The sequence below is a fragment of the Paenibacillus sp. 22594 genome, assembly GCF_052044425.1.
Lineage (GTDB): Bacteria > Bacillota > Bacilli > Paenibacillales > Paenibacillaceae > Paenibacillus_AQ.
Genome location: NZ_JBQENA010000005.1, coordinates 1 through 25,469, shown reverse-complemented (window position 1 = coordinate 25,469; position 25,469 = coordinate 1). Strand labels below are relative to the sequence as shown.

Annotated in this window: 27 protein-coding genes, 1 pseudogene and 1 other annotated feature; of the genes and pseudogenes, 27 read left to right on the top strand and 1 reads right to left on the bottom strand. The window is 49.5% G+C overall.

Annotated elements, in window-relative coordinates; translation table 11 throughout:
• The first annotated feature begins 3 nt into the window (after window positions 1-3).
• From ACTJKB_RS17410 to ACTJKB_RS17280, 27 genes and pseudogenes are all read left to right on the top strand, one after another.
• The gene (locus ACTJKB_RS17410) at window positions 4-1,188 is read left to right on the top strand and encodes a GGDEF domain-containing protein (RefSeq protein ID WP_440835661.1); all 1,185 of its coding nucleotides are present in this window, start codon (window positions 4-6) and stop codon (window positions 1,186-1,188) included.
• A gap of 201 nt (window positions 1,189-1,389) precedes the next feature.
• Window positions 1,390-2,571, top strand: coding sequence for a glycosyltransferase family 4 protein (locus tag ACTJKB_RS17405; protein ID WP_440835660.1), 1,182 nt, complete (start codon window positions 1,390-1,392; stop codon window positions 2,569-2,571).
• Window positions 2,572-2,764: 193 nt separating this feature from the next.
• The gene (locus tag ACTJKB_RS17400; RefSeq protein WP_440835658.1) at window positions 2,765-3,937 is read left to right on the top strand and encodes a glycosyltransferase; all 1,173 of its coding nucleotides are present in this window, start codon (window positions 2,765-2,767) and stop codon (window positions 3,935-3,937) included.
• 76 nt (window positions 3,938-4,013) lie between these two features.
• Window positions 4,014-5,183: an SPOR domain-containing protein gene (locus ACTJKB_RS17395; RefSeq protein WP_440835656.1), complete on the top strand. Its 1,170-nt coding sequence runs from the start codon at window positions 4,014-4,016 to the stop codon at window positions 5,181-5,183.
• A 284-nt stretch (window positions 5,184-5,467) separates the two neighbouring features.
• Complete coding sequence (locus ACTJKB_RS17390) at window positions 5,468-5,713, top strand: DUF4321 domain-containing protein (RefSeq protein WP_074086580.1); 246 nt, start codon at window positions 5,468-5,470, stop codon at window positions 5,711-5,713.
• Window positions 5,714-5,748: 35 nt separating this feature from the next.
• A complete protein-coding gene (locus ACTJKB_RS17385; RefSeq protein ID WP_440835655.1) occupies window positions 5,749-6,363 on the top strand; it encodes a Maf family protein in 615 nt (204 codons plus the stop codon).
• A gap of 15 nt (window positions 6,364-6,378) precedes the next feature.
• The gene (gene radC, locus ACTJKB_RS17380; protein ID WP_074113351.1) at window positions 6,379-7,068 is read left to right on the top strand and encodes a RadC family protein; all 690 of its coding nucleotides are present in this window, start codon (window positions 6,379-6,381) and stop codon (window positions 7,066-7,068) included.
• Between the two features lie 40 nt (window positions 7,069-7,108).
• Complete coding sequence (locus ACTJKB_RS17375) at window positions 7,109-8,143, top strand: rod shape-determining protein (RefSeq protein ID WP_074113352.1); 1,035 nt, start codon at window positions 7,109-7,111, stop codon at window positions 8,141-8,143.
• A 56-nt stretch (window positions 8,144-8,199) separates the two neighbouring features.
• Window positions 8,200-9,078, top strand: a complete 879-nt coding sequence (gene mreC, locus ACTJKB_RS17370) for a rod shape-determining protein MreC (RefSeq protein ID WP_440835654.1) — start codon at window positions 8,200-8,202, stop codon at window positions 9,076-9,078.
• Window positions 9,078-9,608 carry a rod shape-determining protein MreD gene (gene mreD, locus ACTJKB_RS17365; RefSeq protein WP_440835652.1) on the top strand — a complete coding sequence of 177 codons (531 nt, stop codon included), beginning with the start codon at window positions 9,078-9,080 and terminating at the stop codon, window positions 9,606-9,608. The genes mreC and mreD overlap by 1 nt, the downstream gene beginning before the upstream one ends.
• Before the next feature lie 81 nt (window positions 9,609-9,689).
• Window positions 9,690-10,349: a septum site-determining protein MinC gene (gene minC, locus ACTJKB_RS17360; RefSeq protein ID WP_440835650.1), complete on the top strand. Its 660-nt coding sequence runs from the start codon at window positions 9,690-9,692 to the stop codon at window positions 10,347-10,349.
• Window positions 10,350-10,354: 5 nt separating this feature from the next.
• Entirely contained in the window at window positions 10,355-11,149 is a 795-nt protein-coding gene (gene minD, locus ACTJKB_RS17355) for a septum site-determining protein MinD (RefSeq protein WP_074086586.1), read from the top strand.
• Between the two features lie 215 nt (window positions 11,150-11,364).
• A complete protein-coding gene (locus tag ACTJKB_RS17350) occupies window positions 11,365-12,228 on the top strand; it encodes a peptidoglycan DD-metalloendopeptidase family protein (RefSeq protein WP_440835648.1) in 864 nt (287 codons plus the stop codon).
• Window positions 12,221-13,063: a M50 family metallopeptidase gene (locus ACTJKB_RS17345; RefSeq protein WP_440835647.1), complete on the top strand. Its 843-nt coding sequence runs from the start codon at window positions 12,221-12,223 to the stop codon at window positions 13,061-13,063. Before ACTJKB_RS17350 ends, ACTJKB_RS17345 begins: the two co-directional genes overlap by 8 nt.
• 66 nt (window positions 13,064-13,129) lie before the next feature.
• A complete protein-coding gene (locus ACTJKB_RS17340) occupies window positions 13,130-14,371 on the top strand; it encodes an Rne/Rng family ribonuclease (RefSeq protein WP_440835645.1) in 1,242 nt (413 codons plus the stop codon).
• Window positions 14,372-14,475: 104 nt separating this feature from the next.
• Window positions 14,476-14,562 (top strand) — a sequence feature (ribosomal protein L21 leader region).
• Between the two features lie 14 nt (window positions 14,563-14,576).
• Complete coding sequence (rplU, locus tag ACTJKB_RS17335) at window positions 14,577-14,888, top strand: 50S ribosomal protein L21 (protein WP_074086590.1); 312 nt, start codon at window positions 14,577-14,579, stop codon at window positions 14,886-14,888.
• Between the two features lie 12 nt (window positions 14,889-14,900).
• On the top strand, window positions 14,901-15,236 hold the full coding sequence (locus tag ACTJKB_RS17330; protein ID WP_074086591.1) for a ribosomal-processing cysteine protease Prp: 336 nt from the start codon (window positions 14,901-14,903) through the stop codon (window positions 15,234-15,236).
• Window positions 15,237-15,254: 18 nt separating this feature from the next.
• Window positions 15,255-15,566, top strand: coding sequence for a 50S ribosomal protein L27 (gene rpmA / locus ACTJKB_RS17325; RefSeq protein WP_020429282.1), 312 nt, complete (start codon window positions 15,255-15,257; stop codon window positions 15,564-15,566).
• A gap of 200 nt (window positions 15,567-15,766) precedes the next feature.
• Window positions 15,767-16,507, top strand: coding sequence for a Spo0B domain-containing protein (locus tag ACTJKB_RS17320; protein ID WP_440835644.1), 741 nt, complete (start codon window positions 15,767-15,769; stop codon window positions 16,505-16,507).
• 15 nt (window positions 16,508-16,522) lie between these two features.
• Window positions 16,523-17,833 (top strand): GTPase ObgE, encoded by a 1,311-nt coding sequence (gene obgE / locus ACTJKB_RS17315; protein WP_440835642.1) that lies wholly within the window; start codon window positions 16,523-16,525, stop codon window positions 17,831-17,833.
• Window positions 17,834-17,944: 111 nt separating this feature from the next.
• Window positions 17,945-18,081, top strand: a pseudogene (locus tag ACTJKB_RS17310) (SPFH domain-containing protein); the annotation flags it as partial.
• 262 nt (window positions 18,082-18,343) lie between these two features.
• Window positions 18,344-18,781 carry an ACT domain-containing protein gene (locus ACTJKB_RS17305; RefSeq protein WP_020429271.1) on the top strand — a complete coding sequence of 146 codons (438 nt, stop codon included), beginning with the start codon at window positions 18,344-18,346 and terminating at the stop codon, window positions 18,779-18,781.
• A 162-nt stretch (window positions 18,782-18,943) separates the two neighbouring features.
• On the top strand, window positions 18,944-20,230 hold the full coding sequence (locus ACTJKB_RS17300; protein ID WP_440835641.1) for a homoserine dehydrogenase: 1,287 nt from the start codon (window positions 18,944-18,946) through the stop codon (window positions 20,228-20,230).
• Between the two features lie 57 nt (window positions 20,231-20,287).
• Window positions 20,288-21,268 (top strand): homoserine kinase, encoded by a 981-nt coding sequence (gene thrB / locus ACTJKB_RS17295; protein ID WP_440835640.1) that lies wholly within the window; start codon window positions 20,288-20,290, stop codon window positions 21,266-21,268.
• The gene (pheA, locus tag ACTJKB_RS17290; protein WP_440835638.1) at window positions 21,265-22,152 is read left to right on the top strand and encodes a prephenate dehydratase; all 888 of its coding nucleotides are present in this window, start codon (window positions 21,265-21,267) and stop codon (window positions 22,150-22,152) included. Before thrB ends, pheA begins: the two co-directional genes overlap by 4 nt.
• A 4-nt stretch (window positions 22,153-22,156) precedes the next feature.
• Window positions 22,157-23,038: a branched-chain-amino-acid transaminase gene (gene ilvE / locus ACTJKB_RS17285; protein WP_074113364.1), complete on the top strand. Its 882-nt coding sequence runs from the start codon at window positions 22,157-22,159 to the stop codon at window positions 23,036-23,038.
• Window positions 23,039-23,686: 648 nt separating this feature from the next.
• Window positions 23,687-24,970: a hypothetical protein gene (locus ACTJKB_RS17280; protein WP_440835637.1), complete on the top strand. Its 1,284-nt coding sequence runs from the start codon at window positions 23,687-23,689 to the stop codon at window positions 24,968-24,970.
• A 292-nt stretch (window positions 24,971-25,262) separates the two neighbouring features.
• Here ACTJKB_RS17280 and ACTJKB_RS17275 read toward each other — a convergent pair.
• Window positions 25,263-25,469 (bottom strand): hypothetical protein (locus ACTJKB_RS17275; RefSeq protein WP_440835636.1); only part of this gene is annotated, 207 nt, incomplete at its 5' end.

The window sequence follows — 25,469 nt, the reverse complement described above, 5'->3', positions numbered from 1 at the left end:
GGAGTGAGTTTGATAGCCGTCCATCTGGATCTGAAGACACTGCTGGTTTGTCTGTTTTTCGGAAATTTATTTACAGTCCTCCTAGTTATCGCGTACCGCTCACGCCAGTCGAAAGATAGAACCACCGGACTGTTTGTGGCGGCAAAGCTTCTTCAACTGGTCATCGTGCTGCTCCTGATGCAAGAGGATTTCCTTGGCCTCCGGTTCACTATTCCGCTCAATGTCCTCCTGAGTTTGGCGGCAGGCACGGTGGAAGCCTTTTCCCTCCTGAAGCTGCTGGGGGTCTATTCGGACCGGGTCAGAACCTATTATTTTTCCCTGGCGGGATTGTCTGCTCTTTCCCTGCTGCTTATTTATATCCTATTTCCTGACAAGCCGCTGCATATCGCCTCGGCAACGCTGTCCGGGGTGTTATTTATTGTGTATCCAGCCTACATCTTAGGCATAAAGGGCAAAAAAACACCTTTGCAGGAAATGATGGGCCTGCTCTACGGAATGGTGATTCTGACTTTGCTGGGGCGGGCAGCCTTAACATTCTATACACCGGCGGCTAGAAACTCCTTTGCTCCTGAACTCCTTCAAACCCTGTACTATGTCGGTATGTATTTGCTGATGTTCCTGGGTACTTCAGGATTCATGCTTCTGTCCCGCGAACAATCCTATGCGGAGCTGGAAAGGATCGCCACCTTCGATGAACTAACCGGAATTCTTAACCGCAGATCATTTGTACAGCGTGCCCGCTCCAGAATTGCCGATTCGGCCAAAGGGAATATTCCCTTTTCTTTTCTATTGCTCGATATCGATCATTTCAAAAATGTGAATGATACTTACGGACATGATACCGGGGACAAGGTGCTAGGGGATTTTTCCCGCAAAATACAGGGCCAGCTTGGCGACAGCGACCTGTTCGGCAGATTTGGCGGTGAGGAATTCGCTGTACTGCTGCATTGCTCGGATGAGGAAGCCAGTAGGAGAACCGCCGAACAGCTGCGCCGCTGTGTGCTGGATGCGGTGATTGATGGCATTCCGATGCCTTACACGGTGAGCATCGGTATCATCACGGTCCACTCAGGGGAGCGGGTGCCTTTGAATACACTGTACAGACTAAGCGATGCGGCGTTGTATCAAGCCAAGCAGCAAGGAAGAAACCGGGTGGTGCGAAGCCGGGAAACCCATGGGACTTCGTAACCTAAATAACAAGAATAACAGGAGCGTTCCTTCACCTCAGCCGGGGCAGGAGCGCTTTTTGGTGTGGAAATCCATTTTTTGAAAATTATTTTTGGAAAATACATGAAACGACAAAAAAACAGTGCAGTTTGGGGTAATATATCTTAAATACTTCACGAAGTAGATAGATATTAGACTATTGGAGAGTAGGAGACGAAAACAATGAGGGAGAAATTGCTATTCATATCCGCAGAAAATCCTTTTCCCCAGGACAGTGGCGGCAAGCTGAGAACTGGAAATATACTGAATATTTTACTGGCCAAATATGATGTGGATCTGCTTACTTACAGCAACACAAAGTCTTCAGCGGAAAAGGAGACAACGCCGGGACTTGCAACGCACGAAGTAGAGCGAACAATGAATTACCGTAAAGCTATGCTCCGCTCCTTATATAAATGGCGCAACAGTTCCTACATGAGTCATGTGGATGTAGATATGCGCAGCAAGATTATGGGGTTGTGCCGTGAGAACAGCTACAGTCATATTTTTATATCCCATAGCCTGCTTGGAAGCTGCATTGATATCGTGCGTGAAGCACTACCTGGTGCTGTAATCACTACGGATGCCCATAATTTCGAGAGTGGACTCTCCGGACAGCTGGCAGCCGGGAAGAAAGGGGCAGCGAAGCTGTTTTATTCTCTGAATGCCGTATGGACGAAACGGGATGAGCTTAAGCTGATGGACAAAACGAATCTGCTGCTGACCACTTCGGAACAGGATGGACTGGCGTTCAAATCACTGTCTCGCGGAAATTCGCATAAAGTCCATGTGATCCCCAACTTTATCCGTATGGGCGACTATCTGGCTAACGTGAAAACGCCCAAAGAGCAGTGGATTATTTTACCGGGTAATATGAACTACTTTCCGAATATTAACGCAGCAACGTATTTCAACCGTGAGATTTACCCGCTCATCAAATTGAAGGTGCCGGGGATCAAGTGGTATATCGTGGGCCGGGATGTGCATCCGGAGGTCGCGGCATTGGCAGAAAATGATCCTTCCATTGTGATCACCGGTTATGTCGACAGTGTTGCGGATTATGTGCGCAAGGCGCAGGTTGTTATTGCCCCCTTGCTGGAGGGAAGCGGCACCCGCCTGAAAATCCTGGAGGCCTGGGCGCTGAAGACACCCGTCGTCTCAACGACGAAGGGAGCAGAAGGATTGCTCTATGAGCATTCCCGGAACATTATGATCGCCGATGATCCCGTAACCTTTGCGGACAGTGTGGTTCAGCTTCTTCAGGATCATGAACGCGGAATAGTGCTGGCGGACCGGGCTTATCAGACATTGATTGCCAATTATGAGGCCGAAAGTGTACGGGCGAAGCTGCTGAGTTTGGTCTAAATGGTATCGTTTTTCAAAAAAAGATTTTTTTATTCCATAAATCGACAATATTTCGTAAGGGAATGCGGTACTATTGTTCTACATCTAAAGTTTCATGAAAAAGCGGCGGGATGTCATCCGCTTGCTTTTTTTCTGCGCAAATATCTGCACATGACAACTGAAGTATTTCATAGATTATCAAGGAGACAGAGCCATGAGAGAAAGAATGCTGTTCCTTTCAGCCCATAATCAATGCAGTGAGGAAGCGGAGCTTCGGACAGAAAGTTTTCTTGGAATCCTTTTGGAGAAATTTGATATCGACCTTTTGGAGTATTGCCAGAGGGCCCGGGAGCGGTTTGCAAACTTTAGTCCCGCGCTTACCGTCCACCGGGTAGGGAAGGCCGTTGTTCCCCGGAGAACGCTGCTGCGTCCGCTGAACAGGCTCCGTTCCCGGCCTTCCCTTGACGCCGGAAAAGATCTGAGGACGGAGATTAAGGAACTTTGCAGCCAGCATGCCTATAGTCATGTATTTATATCCCACAGTCTGCTCGGCAATTGCATCGACCTGATTTCTTCCTTGCTTCCCGGTGCGGTCATTGTTACGGATGCCCAAAGGACCATAAGCAGGACTGTGGAGAAGGAAGGGCCTGTCCAGCGTAAGATCAGGCATCATTACCGCAAAATAAATGAGGCCCGGGTCCGGCACGATGAACGGAAGCTGATGAGCAAAACCGGTCTGCTGCTGACCGCAAGCGAGTGGGATGCCTTGTCATTCAAGGCACTGTCCTTTGCCAATGCAGGCAAGGTGCATGTTGTGCCGCCTTTTGTGGATCTGCAGGAATATCAATATACCGCTCCGGTATGCAAAGAGAACGGTATTATGCTTCACTGGGACATGCATACTGTTCAAGGCAAGAACGCTGCCATGTTGTTTCATAAGAAAATTTACCCGTTGATCCGGGCTGAGGTACCCGATGTTCAATGCTATATTGTGAGCAGCGCAGTGCATCCAGAGGTGCTGGCCCTCTCCAGAGCAGATTCTTCCGTGATAGTTATCGAAGAACCCGGTCAAGCTGCTGAATACATACGCCGGTCCAAGGCGGTCCTGGTATACTTGCGTGAAGGCAGCCACAGTCAGAAGAAGATTCTGGAAGCCTGGGCACTCCGGACTCCGGTAGTAACCAGCCTTAGAGGTGAGGAGGCGCTAAACTGCGAGCATGGGCGGAATATATTGATGGCCGGTACCACTGTTGCTATGGCCGAACATGCAATCAAGCTGCTGCAGACTCCGGAGCTTTGCTCCCTTATCGCTGACCGTGCTTACCGGACGCTTGTAAATCACTATGAGATGAAGAAGGTTAAGGCCAAAGTACTAAGTCTCGTGTAATTATATCAACATAGCATATCCTTCTCTCGTCTATCATATATTTCCTTATAGAATAGACGATAGTGAGGTGTGTGCTTTGAGTAACGGAAGAATGACGTTCAAGTTTGAAGTGGATAACAGCAAGAAACCTGAGTCAATTGAGCGCAGATCAGGGGCCGGGCTGGGTACTGCCAGAGATTACACGGATATAGAGCAGCGGGATGGAATGGGGACCTTCGAAGAACCCAAAACACATTTCTCTTCATCCGGTCATACGCCTGATTTATGGGAGCGGGAACCACAGTTTGCTCTTGTTACGGCACAGGAGCATAAAAAAGATCCGGAGGAACGCAGCTATGCTACAGACTGGGCAACGGAGACGGAGCACTATAGTGATCTTTCCGCTTTAGGGAGTGATTTTGGCGGTTCCTACCACACCCGCCGTCCCTCCTATTGGTGGAAACTCACCCTTTCCATAGCCGGAGCATTGGGGATCGGCATTCTACTTGGATATGCTGCCTTGTCTTTTATAGGCGGTGGAAGTCTTACAGGCAGTTCCAACACCCTAAGAGTTAACTCTGCCGCCGTGCAGGAAGGCAAGGATACAACTGCTGTTCTGCCGCAGGATACAAGCAAAAATGCGGGAATGAACCCCATACCTGTGCAGGTTGCAGCGCAAACTTATTATCTCCTGCAGTATGGTGTGTTCAGTACTCCGTCAGGAGCGGAGCAAGCCCGTCAGGAACTGCTGGCTGCAGGACTTGCCGCCGGTCTCGATCCGGCTGACGGCAACCGGGTGTATGCCGGAATGTCGCCGGACCGTGAGCAAGCCAAGCTCCTCAGCAGCGGTCTGAAGAACCAGGGTATTGAGCTCTATGTTAGGGAGGTCTCACTCCCTGCAGTGACGGAAATCCCTTACACCGGGAAAGCTGAGAATGTGAACAATTACTTCGCCGCCAGCGGGAAGCTGCTGGGAGAGCTCAGCAGGCTGTCCGCGTCCAAATTAAGCGGACAGGAAGAGGCGGCGGACAGTACAGAGGTCAGTACGCTTCATATGCAGTGGAACGAAGCGGTCAAGGCACTGGAGCCGGGCTTGCCTGCTGAAGCACAGAAGCTATGTGCCGGGCTGGACAAATCTATGAGCCAGGGGATTTCCGCACTGAATGAGTATAACAAGAACCAAGCTCAAGGTTTGTTGTGGGAGGTGCAGGAGGCAATGATGAGTTTCCTCACCAGTCAGAAGAGCCTGCTTGCTGCCCTGTCCTAAATGCTTCTATTCATGAATAAGAACCAGCAATCCCCCGATTCCGGCAACCTGCCGGGCGGGGGATTGCTGGTATTTTGGGGAGCTGAATGTTTCACTGGTGCTCTGTAGTCTATTCCGCAGGTCCCAGCTTATACTGAAGTTCTACAACTGGAAATGAATAGCTTACGGCTGTGAATTTCTATGGGTAAGTGGTAATCATTTCCGTACTGGATTTTAAGTTTGTGTTGAACTCCGTTTCACCGTATAATAATTAGGGTGTCAAAAAATGGCGAGGGAAGACTTAGATGAAGAAGAAAAATGTGGGAATACTGCTGTTATTTCTAATTCTGGGCTGGCTGGCCGGGGCGTGGATCGCCAAACTGCTGGAACCTGTAAAAGCTTTGTCTTTTCTTACAGCCTCGACTGTACTCAAATGGTCGCCGCAAGCCGATTTGGACATCATAACCTACGACATCACTATTCATTTGAAATTGTGTCTGCTCAGTCTTGCAGGAATTATTACGGCTCTTTGGCTCTACCGGAGACTATAGCATTCGCTGCTCACTTCAGAAGGGACGTTACTACAGTGGAGCATGACAACTCACGACTGATTATTCTTGCCTCCGGTTCTCCGCGCCGCCGGGAACTGTTAACGCTGCTGGGCTTGCCCTTTGAGGTGATCTCAAGCGATGCAAATGAGAGCACGGCTCCAGGTCTTGCACCTGAGGATGTTGTGCGCAGTCTCGCGCTCCGCAAAGCGGAGGCAGTCCTGTCTTCTGAGGGTGAACGTGCTTCCGTTATCGTTGGCAGTGACACAATCGTGGTACTGGACGGCCAAGTGCTCGGTAAGCCGGTGGACCCGCAGGACAGCAGAGCCATGCTTATGTTGCTGCAGGGCCGGACACACCAGGTGTATACCGGGGTAGCCTGCATTGGGTTACCTGAAGAGAAGACTGTAGTCCGGCACCGGGTAACCTCTGTAACCATGAGAGCGATGAGCATGGATGAAATCTCCGCTTACATAGCGACCGGAGAGCCTGCCGATAAGGCTGGCTCCTATGCGATTCAAGGGCTGGGCGCCACCCTGGTGGAACGGATTGAAGGCTGTTATTTTAACGTGGTCGGATTGCCGCTGTCACTGCTTGGGGAGATGTTGTCCGACTTTGGCATCTCAGTGCTTGGCCTTCAAGGATCGGATTAGGAAAGAGGGATAGGGATGGAGTCGCAATTATTAATGCTGCGGGACCTCCCCCATGAAGAACGACCACGAGAGCGCATGATGCATTATGGGGCAGAATCACTAAGTCAAGCAGAGCTGCTGGCCATCCTGCTGCGTACAGGTACGCGGGCAGAATCGGCTATTCATATTGCCCAGCGGATTCTGGGACAGGCAGGCAGTCTTCGCGGGCTGGCGGACCTGAGCATTGAAGAACTGACGAATATCAAAGGCATCGGCCCTGCCAAGGCGGTGCAACTCAAAGCTGGCATAGAGCTGGGAAGACGAATGGCGAATTCCCGGCTCACCGAGCCGGTCATTATCCGCTCTCCACAGGATGCGGCGGAAATATTGACTGAGCAGCTGCGTTATCTGCAGAAGGAGCATTTTGTCTGCCTCTTTCTGAATACGAAAAATCATGTTATTGCGCAGGAGACATTATCCATGGGCAGCCTGAACGCCTCCATTGTGCATCCCCGTGAGGTGTTCAGGGCAGCTATGAAATGCAGCAGCGCAGCTATCATATGCGCACATAATCATCCGAGCGGTGATCCTACGCCCAGTCCTGAAGACATCTCCTTAACCGCAAGATTGCTTCAGGCCGGGGAGATCGTCGGGATCGATGTGCTGGATCACCTGATCATTGGAGACAGCAGTTTTGTAAGTTTGAAGGAAAAAGGCTTTATGTAATACAATTGTCCAGAGATACAAGGAAAAGGAGAATACAAGCATGTTAGGTGGTTTTACGAAAGATTTAGGAATTGACCTGGGGACAGCGAATACGCTCGTCTATGTACGTGGTAAGGGGATTGTTGTCAGAGAGCCTTCCGTTGTGGCCATTAATACAGATACCAAGACCATTGAAGCCGTTGGCGAATCTGCCAAAAAAATGATCGGCCGTACGCCGGGAAATATCCGTGCCATTCGTCCAATGAAGGATGGAGTTATTGCGGATTTTGATACCACGGCAACTATGATTAAATATTTTATCCGCCAGGCGCAGAAACAGCGCTCAATGTTCCAGCGTCATCCGAATGTAATGGTGTGCGTACCGTCCGGCATCACAGCTGTGGAGCAGCGTGCTGTTGAAGATGCCACCAAGCAGGCAGGTGCGCGCGAGGCCTATATTATCGAGGAACCTTTTGCAGCTGCTATCGGTGCAGATTTGCCGGTATGGGAGCCTACAGGCAGTATGGTTGTAGATATCGGCGGCGGAACCACTGAAGTGGCTGTTATCTCCCTTGGCGGTATCGTGACCAGCCGGTCTGTGCGGGTTGCCGGCGACGAAGCGGATGAATCCATCATTCAATACATCAAGCGCCAATATAATCTCATGATCGGGGAACGTACCTCCGAGCAGCTCAAGATGGATGTGGGCTCTGCTCTGCCTCTAGAGAAGACCGAAACCATGGAGATCCGCGGACGTGATCTCGTGACCGGTCTGCCCAAGACGTTGACCATAACCTCAGATGAGATCTGCGAAGCATTGTCAGATACCGTAAATGCCATTGTGGAGGCTGTAAAGGTAACACTGGAGAAATGCCCTCCTGAACTCGCTGCTGATATCATGGATCGGGGAATTGTACTTACCGGCGGCGGCGCTCTGCTGCGGAACCTGGATAAGTTGTTGGCCCGCGAGACCGGTATGCCTGTTATTGTTGCTGAGAATCCGCTGGATTGTGTAGTTATTGGAACAGGCAAAGCTCTGGAGAATATTCATCTCTTCAAGAGCCGCAGCAGCTCAAGCCTCCGCTCCAAGCGCTAAATTGTATATGCTTGTGAACGTCACCCCTGATATGGGAGAAATACGTTTGTTAGAGGGTGTTGAAACTGTTTAAACTGTTTAACAATAAACGTCTGTTCATATTATTGATCACACTGGTCATGTTTATCGTTGTTATGGGGTTCAGTCTGGGGACGAGAAAATCCTTGTCCTGGCCTGAAAATTTTCTGAGAGATACGACTGGTTTTGTGCAGAATTTGTTCTACAAGCCCGCTGGATATGTAGCGGGCTTGTTCCAAGATATCGGGAATCTGCATGACCTGGCTGAGGAGAATGAGCGGCTCAAAATCGTGGCTGCGCAATACGCCAGGGATAAAGCGCAGTATAACTTCATCAAGGCACAATACGATCGATATCAAATCGATCTTAAGTTTACGAATGCTCAGAAGAATTTGTACAAATATGACTACCGGATTGCGAATGTAGTCAGCTTGACGACGGAGCCAAGCAACAACACACTGGTTATTGATCTTGGTGCCAAGGATGGAATTAAGCTGAATATGTCCGTGACTTCAGTGGACGGACTGGTTGGCGTAATCAGCAAAGTGAGCAATTTCACCTCTACAGTTAAGCTGATGACCATGATGGATGTAAATGATCCGAACTCGCAGCCGCCTGTTGCGGCAACGGTCTTCAACAAGGAAGGCGAGACCTTTGGGATGATCGAATCCTACGACCAGCAGTCCGGGATGCTGATCATGAACAAAATCCCTGTGGGAAATCCGGTAGTCGAAGGGGACACCATCATATCTTCGGGTATTGGGGGAATCTACCCACGCGGGATGACCATCGGAACGGTTAAGAGTGTCAAGGTAGGAGAATACGGTTTAACTTCTACTGCAATCATTAAGCCGGCGGCGGGTTTTCAGGACTGGAAGGAACTGTTCGTTGTCTTTACGCAGGAGCGTGTCGAATAGTGAAGATGCGCAGATCCGTCCTAATTCTATTGTTAATTGTCTTGTTTATGCTAGAAGGCACGATAATGCCCTGGTTGCTTCCGGATGCATGGGAAATGCGGATTATTCCTAATCTCGTTTTTATCGTAATTCTGTTTGTGACAGTATACCATCACCGGCATACGGCACTTATTCTTGGATTGTCTTTCGGTATGCTGCACGATGTGGTCTTTTACGGCCGGATTCTCGGTGCCCACTCCTTCGCAATGGGGTTGTCCGCTTATCTGATTGGCCTGATATTTCAGATTCCGCGCGCCCCGCTGCCGCTGATGATGACGGTGGTGCTGCTGGGCAGCCTGCTTGAGGATAGTGTGCTTTTTGCCATTTACAGCGTATTTAATTTAGGCCAGGTTCCTTATAACTGGGCATTGCTGCATCACATGCTGCCTACCATGTTATTTCATTTTGCTATCGCCCTGCTTCTTTATGTTCCTCTCCGGAGGCAGATTGAACTGCTGAAGAAAGAGACCCGCAAGGAAGAGGCGGCGTGAAGCCGGACTGCATTTTCTTACATGGGAAAGAAGGAATTTGCCTGGCCCGGCACGAATGAATGAGAATGGGGGGACAGGCATATGACAGTACAATCCAAGCATGTAAGGATCAAGGGCATCAAGGATGGCCTGGTATTCCTGCTAGACGACAAGTGTCCCTTTGAAGATCTCTTAAGTGAACTTCGCTATAAGCTGGAGCACAGCCATCAGAATATTTTGACCGGACCGATTGTGCATGTGGACATTAAGCTGGGCAGCCGTCCCGTGACTGAAGAAGATAAGGAAGCCATTCTCGACATTCTGAAGAGCCAGGGGAATCTGCTGATCCGCTCTGTTGAAGCCTTGGAAGAACCCGGGGAGAAGGACAGTGATGCACTGTTTCTGATCAGTGGAATGCTCCGCTCGGGCCAAGTGCTGCATCATGAAGGGAATCTTCTATTTTTGGGTGATGTAAATCCCGGAGGGTCGATTACCTGTACGGGTGATATTTATATTCTCGGAGCGCTCCGTGGAATGGCTCATGCCGGAGTAGATGGCAACCAGGAGGCAATTATTGCTGCATCTTTGCTGTCACCTACACAACTGCGGATTGCCGATGTGATTAGCCGCCCGCCGGATGAATGGGGAACCCGCGAGAGCAGCATGGAATTTGCCTATTTATCAAGCGGTGCTATGCAGATCGACAAAATTCATAATATAGTCAAATTACGTCAGGGTTTAAATGTGTTTAAAGGGGTGTAGCCTCCATGGGAGAAGCGATTGTCGTAACCTCGGGCAAAGGCGGAGTTGGCAAAACAACCACAACGGCCAATATTGGCACCGCGCTTGCATTGCAGGGCAAAAAAGTATGTCTGGTCGATACCGACATTGGACTTCGGAATCTGGATGTGGTTATGGGGCTGGAGAACCGCATTATCTATGATCTTGTGGATGTAGCGGAAGGACGCTGCCGCCTGAACCAGGCGCTGGTGAAGGACAAGCGTTTTGATGAGCTGTACATGCTGCCTGCAGCACAGACCAAAGACAAGACCTCTGTTACACCGGAGCAGGTGAAGGATATTATTCTCGAACTCAAGAAGGAATACGAATACATCCTGATCGATTGTCCCGCTGGAATTGAGCATGGCTTTCGTAATGCCATTGCCGGAGCAGACAAGGCCATTGTCGTGACTACTCCGGAGCATGCCGCGGTACGGGATGCGGACCGGATTATCGGCCTTTTGGAACAGTCCCATGTAGAGTCGCCGAAACTGGTGGTTAACCGGATTCGGCCGGGACTTGTGAAATCAGGGGATATGCTTGATATTGAGGATATTCTGCAGGTGTTGAATATTGATTTGATCGGGATTGTTCCCGATGATGAACTGGTCATCAAGGCGGCGAACAGCGGAGAGCCAACCGTAATGAACCCCGATTCGGCAGCGGCAATCGCTTACCGCAATATCGCCCGGCGTATCCTGGGTGATGCGGTACCACTGATGCAGCTTGACCGGAAGCCGGGTACCTTCAAGAAGCTGAAGAAGTTCTTCGGTATGGGCTGAAGCGGAATCATAGTCCAAGTGGAATACAAGAGTCAGCAAAAATCCCGTCTGCAGATTAGTCTGCGGCGGGATTTTTGTTTTGCACCCTAATGATTTCATAGGGGGCAAAAAAACCATTCATCCCATTTCTGTGACCCGTCCCGGTAGAGGCTTGTTCTAAAGCAACCTGTGACTTTCATAAAATGAAAGTAAACAAGCCCGCCGGAGGGATCGATATGGAACAGAAATCAGATATTAAAGGCCGCCGCAAGCAGCGCATCCGCAGCTTACTGGAGCTAGACGATGCTTCGCATGGTGCAGCTGTACCGCCGCTCTTCGCACTGCCTGACCAGACAACAACCTTCAAGGAATGGGGAGAAGGAGCCTCACATGATTCTTCCAAGATTCCTGAACCCGATCCTGAGGCCATGTGGAAGCAGCGGCGTAACAACTGGGTGGACGAAGGAGGAGGAGACAAGCCGCGGTTTGCTTCGGGCTTTATGCGGAGGACTATTGCGAGCCTCGTTGTGTTTGGTGCAGTATGGGGGATCTTTAACGTTCAACAGCCCTGGGCGCTGAAAGCGCAGGCGTTTATTGCCGATGCCCTCACCCGAGATATGGATTTTTCTGCCGCAGCGGTTTGGTATGAGGAGCATTTCAGCGGAGCGCCGGCATTTATTCCAATTTTTGGTGATAAGAATCCTCCAGCCGAAAAAGTGACTGCTGCTCATGACCTGAATGCTCCGCTTGAGGGAAGCATTGTCCGTCCTTTTGCAGCAACATTAAAGGGTGTGGAGATTATGCCAGCAGTAGATTCAAACAGTACACTCACGGTGAAAAGTGTAGATACAGGACGCGTATTGTCCGTTGCCAAAGAAGCAGAGGGCGGAATACGGATTACGGTACGTCATACCGGAGATGTAACGGCTGAATATGGGCATCTGAGCGGAACGAAGCTGGCAGCGGATGATTGGGTTCAGAGCGGAGATACCATAGGCTGGCTTCAAGAACAGGAGAATGCTTCAGTGCCTCTGCTTTTTTTTGCAATTATGAAAGACAAGACTTATATTGATCCCGCTGAAGTGGTATCGTTTGATTAGGATCAGAGGCATTGAACTGTCGCTGCATCCCCTGTTTGTTCTGATTATGCTGCTCTCCGTGATCACAGGACAGTTCCTGGAGCTGTTGACGTTGTTCACCATTGTATTCATCCACGAGTTGGGACATGTGTGCGCTGCGCTGCTCTGCGGGGTCCACGTGAAATCCGTACAGCTGCTTCCTTTCGGAGGTGTAGCGGTTATGGAGGATCATGGCCGGCTTAACGCGACCCGGGAGATCGGCATTGCGATTGCCGGACCTTTGCAGAATCTGTTGCTGATATTGATGGCCTATGGACTCCAGCAGGCTGGATATGGAAGCAGCGGCTTCCTGGCTTATTTCATACAAGCCAATGCAATTATCGGTCTGTTTAATCTGCTGCCGGTACTCCCTCTGGATGGCGGGAAAATATTTCAGGCGACGCTCAGTCTGCTGCTTCCCTATTATGTCACATTGCTATGGTGTGGCAGAGTGAGCATCGCGGCGAGTGTGTTGGTGTTGTTGTACTCTATCCTGCCGCTGGGTACGGGCGGAGGACTCCGCCTGAATCTCCTGATGATCGGGGCCTTTCTTCTTTATTCGAACCTTACGGATCATCGCAATCTACCGTATCGGTTTGTCTCTTTTTTGATGAACAGGGAGGCGGTTTATGAACGTTACCGGCAGTCGGGAAGCGCGGTACGTCCGATAGTTGCTTTTTCTGCGAAACCTTTGGATGATATATTGCGTCTATTTAAACGTAACCATTATCATTTTATCTATGTAATGAATGAAGAAAAAACCATAGTGGCCGTTGTGCCGGAGCAGAAATTGATCTCTTCTTATTTTGGAATGTAAATGTGGACATGAACCGTCCAGCTAGTAATTGACAGTGGAAGATTGATTCAAACCAGAGGTGAAGCCATGAAACAAATGATCGTTCACTGCACGCAGCATGTTACCCGGATGGCTCTTCTGGACAATGGGAGCCTGGTGGAATATGCGGCTGAACGAGATCAGCAGCAAGGACTGGTCGGGAGCTATTACAAAGGGCGGGTTATGAATGTATTGCCAGGCATGCAGGCTGCTTTTGTTGATATCGGACAGAAGAAGAATGCATTTTTATATGTAGATGATGTGCTGCATCCCCATCTGGAAAAGCAGCCGGAGGTGAAGCCCTCCATTGAAACGCTGCTGGAGCCCGGCCAGGAAATTGTGGTCCAGGTGAGAAAAGAGCCGCGGGGCGGCAAAGGCGCTCGCGTCACAACCCACTATACACTTCCGGGACGCTGGATGGTGTACATGCCTTTTGCAGAGTATGTCGGTGTATCCAAAAAAATCAGCCGTGAATCAGAACGCGCCAGACTGAAAGGAATGGGTGAACGGCTCCGCCGGCGTGAAGAGGGTATTATCATGCGGACCGTCTCGGAGGATGAGCCGGTGGAGGCCGTTGAAGGCGACCTTTCTTTTTTGCGGGCACAGTGGGAAATGATCATCCGCCGGTCACAGGAAACTGTGGCGCCGGCACTTCTTCACTCTGATCTCAGCATTGTGCAGCGTTTCATTAGGGATGCCTTTAACCCACAGCGTGATGAGCTGATGATTGATTCGGCCAAGGCCGTCCGGGAGGCGGAGGCTTTTCTGAATGACATGGCACCTGGAAAGTACAAGCCTGTGGGGTTTTATCATGGACAGGAGTCCATCTTTACGGCTTACAGGGTGCAGGAACAGCTTCACAAAAGTTTCGGAAGGAAGATTACTCTGGAGGGTGGAGCAACGCTGATCTGGGATGAAACGGAGGCATTGACCGTAATTGATGTCAATACCGCGCAATACACAGGCGGTTCTACGCTCGAGGAGACCGTAACACGCACGAATCTCCTGGCGGCGGAAGAGATCGGACGATTGATTCGCTTGCGGGATACGGGAGGCATTATCATCATCGACTTTATTGATATGCAGCGTGACGAGCACCGGCGGATGGTTACGGAACGGCTGGAGGGGGTCATCAGACGCGACCGCACACAGACGCATATTCTGGGCTGGACGCACCTGGGACTGCTGGAGATGACCCGCAAGAAGGCTAGACATGATTCTGCGGGTTTTGCCCCGGTGACTTGCCAATGCTGCGGAGGTACAGGCAAGGTTGGTTCGTGGCTGGAATGAGCCAGGGGCCGGCCGGCATTCGCAATTAATAATTTTTGAACCATTGACTGTATGAAATATGTATGCTATTATCTTCAAGTATGTGTTTGGTTGTTCTAATCCTACACATGCTGCAACCGCTCCGATCGGGTACATAAGTGCGTTTCCCCTGGGGGAACTGCCACCTAGACTAGGCGAGTCTGAGACATGAGGAGGTGCAAGTACAATGTATGCAATTATCGAAACTGGCGGTAAACAATACAAAGTCCAAGAGGGCGACGTGTTGTTCATTGAAAAGCTGGAAGCTGAAGACGGCGCAAGCGTAACGTTTGACCGTGTATTGGCTGTTTCTAACGATGGTGGTCTGACTGCAGGAACTCCGCTGGTAAGCGGCGCGTCTGTAACAGCTAAAGTCGAGAAACATGGTAAGGGTCAGAAGGTTGTAGTCTACAAATACAAACCGAAGAAGAACTACCACAAGAAACAAGGTCATCGTCAACCGTACACTAAAGTAACTATCGAGAAGATTCAAGCGTAAGAAGGTGCGTTAATGATTAACGTGCGGATTACACGGGCTTCTGCTCAAGGTGCGATTGTCGGTTTTGCCGTTAAAGGGCATGCAGAATACGCAAAGAACGGCAGGGATATCGTCTGCGCCGGCGTTTCTACCATCACGGTTGGAACGGTGAATTCGATTGAACGTCTGACGGGTGTTGTTCTGGATACTTCGATGAAGGATGGATTTCTTAGCGGGACTATTGTTCCCATAGATCATCCTGAAGTGTCTGCCAAGGTCCAGCTGCTGCTGGAATCAATGGTACTCATGCTTGGTGATATCGCAGATTCATACGGGAAGTATATTAAGATACAGGAAGTCATTATTTAAAGAAGGAGGTTGACCAACATGTTGAAATTGGATCTTCAATTGTTCGCATCGAAAAAGGGTGTAGGTTCCACAAAGAACGGACGTGATTCCCACTCCAAGCGTCTTGGCGTGAAACGTGCTGACGGTCAAGCAGTTACCGGCGGCAACATTCTGGTTCGTCAACGCGGAACCAAAATTCACCCGGGCACAAACGTAGGCATCGGTAAAGATGATACCTTGTTTGCTCTGGTTGATGGTGTAGTGAAGTTCGAACGTTGGGGCCGCGATCGCAAAAAAGTGAGCGTGTACCCGGTTGATGTCGCTCCGGTAGCAGCGGCACTGGAAGCGTAAGCTTTCGGAAATCAAATTGCAAGTAGAAGCCTCCGGCATGAGTGCCGGGGGCTTTTTTTCAGGAGTATCGTTTGGAATTTCAATTTGAATTGCTGGTGATTGCAGAGAAACCCTGTGTTATACTGGAAAATGGTAAATATCAAGTGAAGAGAACGTCTAAATGGGCATGAATTTTGCGAACTGAGGGACGGGGAGAAAGAATGAAATCCTGGAAATGGTTGATCTGGGCAGTCATGTTATCCGTAATGCTTCCTTTAGGACTCTTGTATTGGCACACCTCCCTTTTCACATGTCTGCTGCTCGGTGTATGGATAGCCGCAGTGCTTGCTTTCTGTTCAATATACTACCGGCGTCATTTTGAAGAGGAACTGCGTATACAGGAGAAGACGCTGCAGCAGGCGGCGAACCGGACACTCAATCATCATCGTCATGACTGGATGAATGATCTGCAGGTACTTTACGGATATATCCAGCTCGGCAAGCCTGATAAATCCCTGGAGTGTGTGGGAAGAATAAAGGAACGGATCGCACTGGACAGCCGAATCGCTAAACTCGGCATTCCTTCGCTCGTGTTCTATCTACAGTCTTTTCGAACCTTCAGAAGCAGCTTGGAGCTGGAAGTGCTGGTAGAAGAAGGACTGCAGCTGGAGGACAAGCTCAGTGCGGACACGGGGGAAGAGCTCACGCAGGTGATCATGCAGACGGTGAGGGCCTATCAGTACAGTGGGCTAGCCTTGCATGGTGATACAAGGAAGCTCCGGCTTGGTTTTACACAGGATGGAGGAGACATTCTTATCTCTTTCGAAGGCGACGGCGATCATGGCAATCCCGAGCTGCTGCAGGGGCAAATTTATAATATAGTTCAAGGGAAAATTATCAAAGCGGAACAGCCCGGACGGGACAAAAGCTATGTAGAGCTGCGGCTGCCGCTGGAAATGTAAGGAAGGTGAACATGAATGTTCGTAGATAAAGCTAAGATTTATGTAAAAGGCGGCGACGGTGGCGATGGTCTTGTGGCCTTCCGCCGGGAGAAATATGTGCCGGAAGGCGGACCGGCCGGGGGTGACGGCGGTCGTGGAGGAGACGTTATTTTCCGAGTGGATGAAGGTTTGCGTACCCTGATGGACTTCCGTTATCAGCGCCACTTCAAAGCAGAGCGCGGGGTCAAGGGACGCAACAAAAGCCAGCACGGAGCGAACGCCGAGCACATGATTGTACGCATTCCACCAGGAACCGTACTGATTGACGATGACACCCAGGAAGTGATAGCCGACATGACCCGCCATGGACAGCAGGTCGTGGTTGCCCGTGGGGGACGGGGCGGACGGGGAAACACCCGGTTTGCTACAGCTAATAATACAGCTCCTGAGCTGGCAGAGAATGGTGAAGAAGGCCAGGAACGCTACATTGTGATGGAACTGAAGGTTATGGCAGATGTAGGGCTTGTGGGTTTCCCGAGTGTGGGTAAATCTACTCTGCTTTCAGTCGTTTCAGCTGCTCAACCTAAGATCGGAGCGTACCACTTCACAACCATTACACCGAACCTGGGAGTTGTGGATGTAGGCGACGGCCGAAGTTTTGTAATGGCCGATCTGCCGGGACTCATTGAAGGCGCGAGTGAAGGTGTAGGTCTGGGACATGAATTCCTGCGTCATGTTGAGCGCACCCGGATCATCATTCATGTTGTGGATATGTCCGGTTCCGAAGGACGCGATCCTTTCGAGGATTGGGTGAAGATTAATGATGAGTTGAGACAATATAATGCCGGTCTTATTGACCGTCCGCAGATCGTAGCGGCCAATAAGATGGATATGCCTGAATCGGAGGCTAATCTGATTGCTTTCCGTGAGAAGGTATCTGAGCTCCGGCCGGATATGGAGATCATGCCGATTTCTTCCCTGACCCGTCAAGGGGTACAGGAACTTCTCTACCGGGCAACGGATATCCTCGATAGTATTCCTGTGGCTCCAGTTGTGGAAGAAGTGGCGGAGACCAAAGAACGCAAAGTCTACAAGCTGGAGGCAGAAGAGGATAACTCCTTCACCATTACGCGTGACAATGATGCCTTTGTCGTCAGCAGCCCTCGGATTGAGCGAATGCTGAAGCGGATGCAGCTCAGTACACATGATGCCATACTGAAGCTGGCCCGCACATTGCGCCATATGGGTGTGGATGCAGAACTCCGCAAACGTGGTGCTGTAGAAGGGACCATTGTTCGCATCGCTGATTTTGAATTCGAGTTTGTTGAGAACAGCAGCTACTATTAAGTAGTTGCCGGCTTAACGATGAATACCAAACGCCGACTGTGCGTTCCCAGAAAAGGGAGGCAGAGCCGGCGTTTTTTGTAGAAAGAATCGAAAACGCATCGGAATAGGCAGATGGCAATCATTGAAGTGGTGAAACATGACGGTCCACCCGGCGTATTCGCCTGGAGGTATCCGAGCCAGGAGCTGGGAACTTGGACCAACTGATCGTCACTCAAGAAGCGATTTTGTTCAAGGGCGGTCAGGCGTTGGCACACCGAACATTCCGATTCTCTCCAATATTACCTGATTAGGTAATTGGTGACCTTTGTATGGGATCACCCCCGGATTTTCAGGGATTTTGCTGTATTTATACCGGAAGGACAATACAACTTGCAGCTTGGGGAGAGCTGAATGTGAACTTGCTGCAACGGGGTGCCAGGTGTTATATGTGAAAAGTTGTTGCATTCTACAGGAGCCATCCCGTATAATGTCCACTATATAAACACAAAAGTCTTTGGGGTGAGGACGTTCGTGAAAGAACGCTATTATTTGGTCCGAGAGGACATATTGCCTGACGCCGTGCTGAAGACCATGCAGGTCAAGCAGCTGCTTGAGGCGGGAGATGCCAAGACGGTACATGAGGGTGTAGAACAGGTTGGGCTTAGTCGCAGCGCATTTTATAAATACAAGGATGGTATTCATCTGATCCATCAGCTCGAACGCGAGCGTATTGTCACAATCTCCATTGATCTGGAGCACGAGTCCGGTATGCTATCCAAAGTGCTGGGATCTGTGGCTGTTCATGGTGCCAATGTGCTGACAATCCATCAGAGTATTCCGCTCCAGGGACGGGCCAATGTGGTTATCTCTGTGGAGATATCACATTTGAACGAAGAGCTCGGGGATATGCTGGATAGTCTGAAGGCGATACCCGGAGTGAAACGTGCTTTAATTATCGGGCAAGGGTAGTATGGCTTCATAAAACTTAGGTAAATGCTTACGAAGCGAGTTTTGCCCGAAGTGGAACCGATGAAGTAACACTAGCAAAACTTAGCATATGCTTTCGAAGCAAGTTTTATTGCGTAGAATGTTCAAGAAGTATAGCTTCATAAAACTTTTAGGAGGATTCAAATGAAGCCGGTCAAAGTGGGGTTACTGGGTCTGGGAACAGTAGGTACGGGCGTAGTCCGTATCGTAGAAGGGAATCAGGAGGATCTGAGCAGTCAGGTGGGTTCACCGATTGTTATTGAGCGCATTGCTGTGAAGAATACCGAGAAAGCCCGGGATATCGAAGTGGATGCCGCTATAATCACCGATGATCCTTGGGCGGTTATCCGTGACCCGGAGATTGATGTCATTGTGGAAGTGATGGGCGGGATCGCAGGAACGAAGGAATATATTCTGGAGGCGCTGGAACGCGGCAAGCATATCGTGACCGCCAACAAGGATCTGATGGCGCTGCATGGTTCCGAGATTCTGGCCAAGGCGCAGGAGAAACAGTGCGATGTTTTTTATGAGGCCAGTGTGGCCGGGGGGATTCCGATTATCCGTACATTGATCGAAGGCTTTTCCTCTGATAAAATCGTGAAGATTATGGGCATCGTAAACGGGACTACCAATTACATACTGAGCAAAATGAGCCAGGAAGGCGCATCCTATCTTGATGTCTTGAAGGAAGCACAGGAACTGGGATATGCCGAATCTGATCCAACCTCGGACGTCGAGGGCTTGGATGCTGCACGAAAGATGGCTATTCTCGGCACACTTGGTTTTCGTACCAATGTTGAGCTGAGTGATGTCAGTGTCAGCGGCATCTCTGGAGTGAGCAAGGAGGATATTGCTTTTGCCAAAAGACTGGGTTATGAGATGAAGCTGCTGGGCATCGCTGAGAGTCACGAAGATGAATTCAGTATCAGCGTGCAGCCTACGATGATTCGGGCCAGCCATCCGATTGCTTCCGTGAACGGTGTATATAATGCGGTATATGTGTATGGTCAAGCCGTAGGAGAAACCATGTTCTATGGTGCAGGAGCGGGCGCTATGCCAACAGCAACGTCCATAGTAGCGGATCTGGTTGCCGTCATTAAGAACCTTAAGCTGGGTGTTAACGGGTTAAAGCAGATTGTTCCTTACAAACAGAAGAAGCTCAAGAGTGACGAAGACATCTTCTATAAGAATTTCCTGCTGCTGCATGTGGATGACAAGGCAGGGGTTCTGGCCAAAATCACGCAGGTATTTGCAGAGTACGATGTCAGTCTGGATTCCGTAGTGCAGCAGGCGAATTCGCATAATCCGGACGCAGAGATCATTATCGTGACGCACAACGCGAGCAAGGCGAGTATGAATAAAGTAATGCGGCATCTGGAGCAGCTTAAGGTTATTCACCGGATTAAGAGCCACTATCGGGTGGAAGGCTGAACCTTGAATCCTTACTAACAGCTCCACGCAAAAATAATGAAGGAGATTTTACCAGCTATGAGTATGTACGGAAGGTCAAGAGTTAAAGTCCCCGCCAGTACCGCAAATCTGGGGCCGGGTTTTGATACATTGGGCATGGCGCTTTCCCTGTATGCCTGGATTGAAATGGAGGAATCCGCAGATACCGTATTTCATCTTTATGGAGATGAGATGGCAGGTGTGGCCACGGATAAAAGCAATCTGCTCTACCAGGTGGCACAAATGGTGTTTGCTGAAGCGGGTGTAGAGATTCCGGAGCTTTCCATTACCATGTACTCCGATATCCCGCTTACTCGAGGACTGGGCAGCAGCGCATCAGCAATTGTTGGCGGAATGACGGCAGCCAATGCAATGATTGGTTCTCCTTTGAGCCTATCCAAGCTGTTCGATATGGCAACCGCCCTGGAAAAGCACCCTGATAATGTGGGAGCCTCACTCTTCGGTGGGATTATCACAGCTGTCTGGGATGGCGAGCATGCGGATTATATCCGGATTGAGCCTCCCCGGGACCTTGAGGTTCTGGTAGTTATTCCTGAATTCGAACTTTCAACCACCAAAGCGCGTGGAGTACTTCCATCTGAGATCACGGTGGGAGATGCTGTCCATAACATCAGTCGGACCTCGCTTTTGACTGCTGCTATGGCTGCTGGCCGGCTTGATCTCATTGGCCGCGCCATGCAGGATCGCCTGCATCAGCCTTATCGGGCGCCACTGGTGCCTGGTATGGAGAAGCTGCTGGCCGAAGCGACAGGGCATGGGGCACTGGGCATTGCGCTGAGTGGTGCCGGACCTACGCTACTCTGCATGGTTGAGCGGAATGGGAGTCGTAAGGAGGAACTGGAGCTTTTTCTGAAACAAACGATGGAGGAGCATGGTATTCCCGCACGTACCTGCTGGCTGCCGCCTTGTACTTCAGGAGTTGTCACAGAGCTGATTGAAACAAACCAGATGCATAACGAGTCATTTTTGGATATGATAAAAGGAGAAAAACAGTTATGAAATCAATAGCAGTGTTGCCGCAGGGCTCGGTCTCGCATGAAGCGCTGCTGCATTTATTCGGTGATGAGCCTGTAAATATTGAGCATCATAAGCTTATCTCTGATGTTTTTCTGGCCACGGCTAATGGTGTGACCGACTACAGCGTAATTCCCATTGAGAATACTATCGAAGGTTCGGTAAGTCTGCATATTGATTGGCTCATTAACGAAGTGGACCTGCCAATGCAGGCAGAGTGGATTTTTCCATCCATACAGAATCTGATCAGTAATCCTAAGGAATTCACGGATGCTGAAGGCCATAAGGATTACACCAAAGTGGTCAAAATCCTTTCTCATCCAGTTGCCATGGCGCAATGTCTGCAGTTTATCCGCGTTCACGCCCCCTGGGCTGAGCTGGAGTCAGTCGGAAGCACATCCGAAGCGGTTGAAATTGTGTCTAAGAATCCTGGTATAGGCTGGGCGGCAATCGGTACCGCGCTTGGTGCAGCAACACATGGGCTTGAGATTGTAGAGCGGCAGGTTACAGACCATAATAACAATTACACACGGTTTGTACTGGTAGGCCATCAGAAGCTGGAACTTCCACGGAAAAGCAGCGGTGATAAGACAAGCATTCTGGTGACATTGCCGGAGGATTTTCCGGGGGCGCTCCATCAGGTACTGGCTGCATTTGCTTGGCGGCGGCTGAATTTATCGCGTATAGAGTCACGGCCGACGAAGAAGAAATTGGGTACTTATTATTTTTATATTGATGTGCTGGAACCGATAGAATCGGTCCTGCTCCCCGGGGCTATTGAAGAGATCAAGGCCCTGGGCTGCCAGGTGCGGATTCTGGGCTCGTATCCCACATACACCTATGAGGAAGAGAAAGCGGAGGTGCAGTAAGTTCATGGCTGAGCAATGGATCTATCTGGATGGACAACACGTAACGAAGGAAAATGCAAAGGTATCCGTGTTTGATCACGGATTTTTATACGGAGACGGAATTTTTGAAGGTATCCGTATCTACAACGGCAACATTTTTAAATGCAAGGAGCATTTGGACCGGCTGTATGATTCGGCGAAGTCCATCATGCTGGACATTCCGCTTAGCTATGATGAAATGCTGGAAGCTATGGCTGAAACCATTCGTCTTAATGAAATGCGTAACGGATATATTCGTCTGATCGTATCCCGCGGCCCCGGAAATTTGGGTCTGGACCCCCGCCGCTGTCCCAAAGCCAGTGTCATCATTATTGTAGAACAGCTGGCTATTTATCCGGAGCAGGCCTACCTGAACGGACTTCGTGCGGTTTCCGTCTCACAGCGCCGTAATATTCCGGATGCGCTGAATCCGAAGATCAAATCCCTGAACTATCTCAATAACATCCTTGTCAAAATCCAGTCGAATCTGGCAGAAGCTGACGAAGCGATTATGATGAACGCTCAAGGGTATGTAACCGAAGGCTCGGGAGACAATATTTTTATCGTCAAAAGAGGCATAGTCTACACGCCGCCTTGCTACCTGGGAGCGCTTGAGGGCATTACTCGCCTGGCAATCATTGAGCTGTGCGATAAGCTCGGTCTGACCCTGAAAGAAGAACCGTTCACTATGCATGATGTGTACATTGCGGATGAAGTTTTCTTTACCGGCACAGCAGCCGAAGTTATTGCAGCCCGTGAAATCGACGGCCGGATTATTGGCGCAGGTCATGCAGGCCCAATTACGCTGCAGCTCCTTGAAGAGTTCCGCAATGTTGTGGACAAAGACGGCTACAAGGTTTGGGAATAAGCAGGGTCTATAGCAAAACATTATGTTACAGCAAAAATCCTTTCATGCCATGCATGAAAGGATTTTTTTTGCTTAAGGGATGTCAATCGCCTATGGGCTGCATAAGATGTAGTAACGAAGGAGGCGGCTGTACCGCATATAAAAAAGCTGAGAAGCAGAATAACCTGAGAAAGGCATTCAGCATCAGAGATTGCAGCTAGGCTATTTGAGTGCAGGCGCCGTTCACAAAAGTATGAGCCCGCAAAACTTGGCAGATTCTTTCGGAGTTAAGTCTTGCACGAAGTCGATTCAGAAGGCTATTGAAATAAAATTTAGCTATGCTTTCGAAACGAGGTTTGTACAAGGCAAGGCTGGGGAGTAATGCTCACTAAACTTTTAGGAGGTTATTGCTGCGTGAAAATACACATTGTCAAGTCAGGCGATACGCTATATGCATTGTCGCAAAAGTACGGAGTACCGCTGCAAAAAATTATCGAGGCCAATCCACAGATCAGCAATCCGGATGTGCTTGCCGTTCGAGATAAGGTCAAAATTCCTACGACAGCCGTCCAGGTTCCGGAAAAGAATGAGGTCTACTACAAACATACCGTCAAGCAAGGAGATACCCTGTGGAAGTTGTCCAAAGCATGGGGGATTTCACTAAAGGATATGATTGATGCTAACACGCAACTGAAGAATCCCAATGCACTGCTGGTTGGTGAAGTTGTAAATATTCCTAAGAAGGGCAATCCTTCTGCCATCGAGCCGCAATCCGAAGCGACGGCTATAATTGATAAAACAAAGCTGGGCTCCAAAGATTACACCGGAGTTAAAGAGCAGCCTTCTGCCGTGGTTTCCCCTGTTTCAACAACACTGCCAGCACCTTCACCGAATAAAGAGCCAGAGATTTCACCAACAGTGAACAAGATGCCTGAAGTTCTACCCATGCAGCCTGAAGTTTCACCAATAATGAACAAGGCGCCTGAAGTCTCACCTATAGTGAACAAAGCTGCCGAAGTGGCACCTGTTCATGAAATGATTCATGAAACACAAAGCTTGTTTGTTCAAATTTCAGTGCCTGCACAGGAAGCGATGAAGTATGAGATGCCCATGGAAAAGTCGAAATCAGAAGTGCAGCCCATTTCCTGGTATGAAAGTAAAACACCGGCATGTGACAATATGATAGGATATCCCGGGATAAGTGGGAATCCATATTTCGTTGACTTTCCACCGGCATATCCGAACTATGAGCCCATGGCTGTTATGGGGATGAATTCAGCACCGAATTTTATGCATCCAGTGAATTATATGCCGGAGTGTGCTCCCCCACATGGCATGCATCCGGTATCAGATTTCCCGGGAGCCTGGTATCCAAATTCAGCACCTGAATATCCTAATATTAGTCCTTTCAGCGAAAACCCCTCTTTTGGTATGCCGCAGTATGGTGAACAGCCTGTCAATATGCCATGGCCTTCCTGCGGTTGCGGTTCAGTGATGCCTTTGCAGACGGTTCAGCCTTATTCCTATGAACAGCCTGTGATTAATCCATATCCCGACTATATGCACCCAATGCCGGGGATGATTTCACCTTACGGAGTAGATATGGGGCCTCAAGGAAACGTCGTGGCACCCAATACCTTTGCAGCCCCAATGGTATCGAATATTCCGGCATATCCAATGTATCCGGGTATGGAGAATTATGCGCATAGTCGGATACCTGAAATTCAGGAGCCGGAATTTATTCAGCAGGAAACCATTCGTGCAGCAGAAGCGGGAGTTTCCGAACCTGCGGTGAAGAGTAAAGGCGGTACAGCAAAAGCATCCGCAGCAAAAGTGAAAACTTCAGGCCAAACTACTGCTGCTGCCAATAAAACCGCTGGTAAGCAACGTTCCAATCAGAATGCCCGTAAAGGCACTGTGAAAAAGAGCCGAAATCCATGGATTTCGAACTAACACTTTTTTAGGCTGATTCCAGTTTTTATAAGCATGCTGTAATGCATTGTCGATGCAATACAGCATGCTTTGTTCTAATGGGTACGAGGTCATACATAGTGATATTTATTAGGCCTAAGGACTGTTTTGAATTGGTAAAAATTGAGGTTGTATTTAGTATAGGATTCGTGTTATATTATAAATCCAGTCGCAGACATGATAAAAAAGTTTGATGATTGGAATCATGAATATCTATCAATGCGCTGACATGATTCAAAAAAAGATGTTGCAATTGATTGATGAACATGATATATTATAAGAGTTGCTGGTGACGAGATAATCGGCGCCGACGACGAGCTTGATCTTTGAAAACTGAACAACGAGTGAGTGGGATTTCACGCAAGTGAGATCCAAAAATAGAGAATATTTTATTCTCGTCAGATGTTTCAAAATGAGCAATCGCTCTTTCTAAATACCAATTTGGAGAGTTTGATCCTGGCTCAGGACGAACGCTGGCGGC

What these genes read in the sequence shown, in the direction of transcription:
- ACTJKB_RS17320 (WP_440835644.1), top strand. Translation starts at nt 15,767, where the DNA reads ATGAAATCCTGGAAATGGTTGATCTGGGCAGTCATGTTATCCGTAATG.
- ACTJKB_RS17400 (WP_440835658.1), top strand. Translation starts at nt 2,765, where the DNA reads ATGAGAGAAAGAATGCTGTTCCTTTCAGCCCATAATCAATGCAGTGAG.
- ilvE (WP_074113364.1), top strand. Translation starts at nt 22,157, where the DNA reads ATGGCTGAGCAATGGATCTATCTGGATGGACAACACGTAACGAAGGAA.
- pheA (WP_440835638.1), top strand. Translation starts at nt 21,265, where the DNA reads ATGAAATCAATAGCAGTGTTGCCGCAGGGCTCGGTCTCGCATGAAGCG.
- ACTJKB_RS17405 (WP_440835660.1), top strand. Translation starts at nt 1,390, where the DNA reads ATGAGGGAGAAATTGCTATTCATATCCGCAGAAAATCCTTTTCCCCAG.
- ACTJKB_RS17375 (WP_074113352.1), top strand. Translation starts at nt 7,109, where the DNA reads ATGTTAGGTGGTTTTACGAAAGATTTAGGAATTGACCTGGGGACAGCG.
- minD (WP_074086586.1), top strand. Translation starts at nt 10,355, where the DNA reads ATGGGAGAAGCGATTGTCGTAACCTCGGGCAAAGGCGGAGTTGGCAAA.
- ACTJKB_RS17350 (WP_440835648.1), top strand. Translation starts at nt 11,365, where the DNA reads ATGGAACAGAAATCAGATATTAAAGGCCGCCGCAAGCAGCGCATCCGC.
- ACTJKB_RS17280 (WP_440835637.1), top strand. Translation starts at nt 23,687, where the DNA reads ATGATTGATGCTAACACGCAACTGAAGAATCCCAATGCACTGCTGGTT.
- rplU (WP_074086590.1), top strand. Translation starts at nt 14,577, where the DNA reads ATGTATGCAATTATCGAAACTGGCGGTAAACAATACAAAGTCCAAGAG.
- thrB (WP_440835640.1), top strand. Translation starts at nt 20,288, where the DNA reads ATGAGTATGTACGGAAGGTCAAGAGTTAAAGTCCCCGCCAGTACCGCA.
- minC (WP_440835650.1), top strand. Translation starts at nt 9,690, where the DNA reads ATGACAGTACAATCCAAGCATGTAAGGATCAAGGGCATCAAGGATGGC.
- radC (WP_074113351.1), top strand. Translation starts at nt 6,379, where the DNA reads ATGGAGTCGCAATTATTAATGCTGCGGGACCTCCCCCATGAAGAACGA.
- rpmA (WP_020429282.1), top strand. Translation starts at nt 15,255, where the DNA reads ATGTTGAAATTGGATCTTCAATTGTTCGCATCGAAAAAGGGTGTAGGT.
- obgE (WP_440835642.1), top strand. Translation starts at nt 16,523, where the DNA reads ATGTTCGTAGATAAAGCTAAGATTTATGTAAAAGGCGGCGACGGTGGC.
- ACTJKB_RS17390 (WP_074086580.1), top strand. Translation starts at nt 5,468, where the DNA reads ATGAAGAAGAAAAATGTGGGAATACTGCTGTTATTTCTAATTCTGGGC.
- ACTJKB_RS17340 (WP_440835645.1), top strand. Translation starts at nt 13,130, where the DNA reads ATGAAACAAATGATCGTTCACTGCACGCAGCATGTTACCCGGATGGCT.
- ACTJKB_RS17300 (WP_440835641.1), top strand. Translation starts at nt 18,944, where the DNA reads ATGAAGCCGGTCAAAGTGGGGTTACTGGGTCTGGGAACAGTAGGTACG.
- ACTJKB_RS17330 (WP_074086591.1), top strand. Translation starts at nt 14,901, where the DNA reads ATGATTAACGTGCGGATTACACGGGCTTCTGCTCAAGGTGCGATTGTC.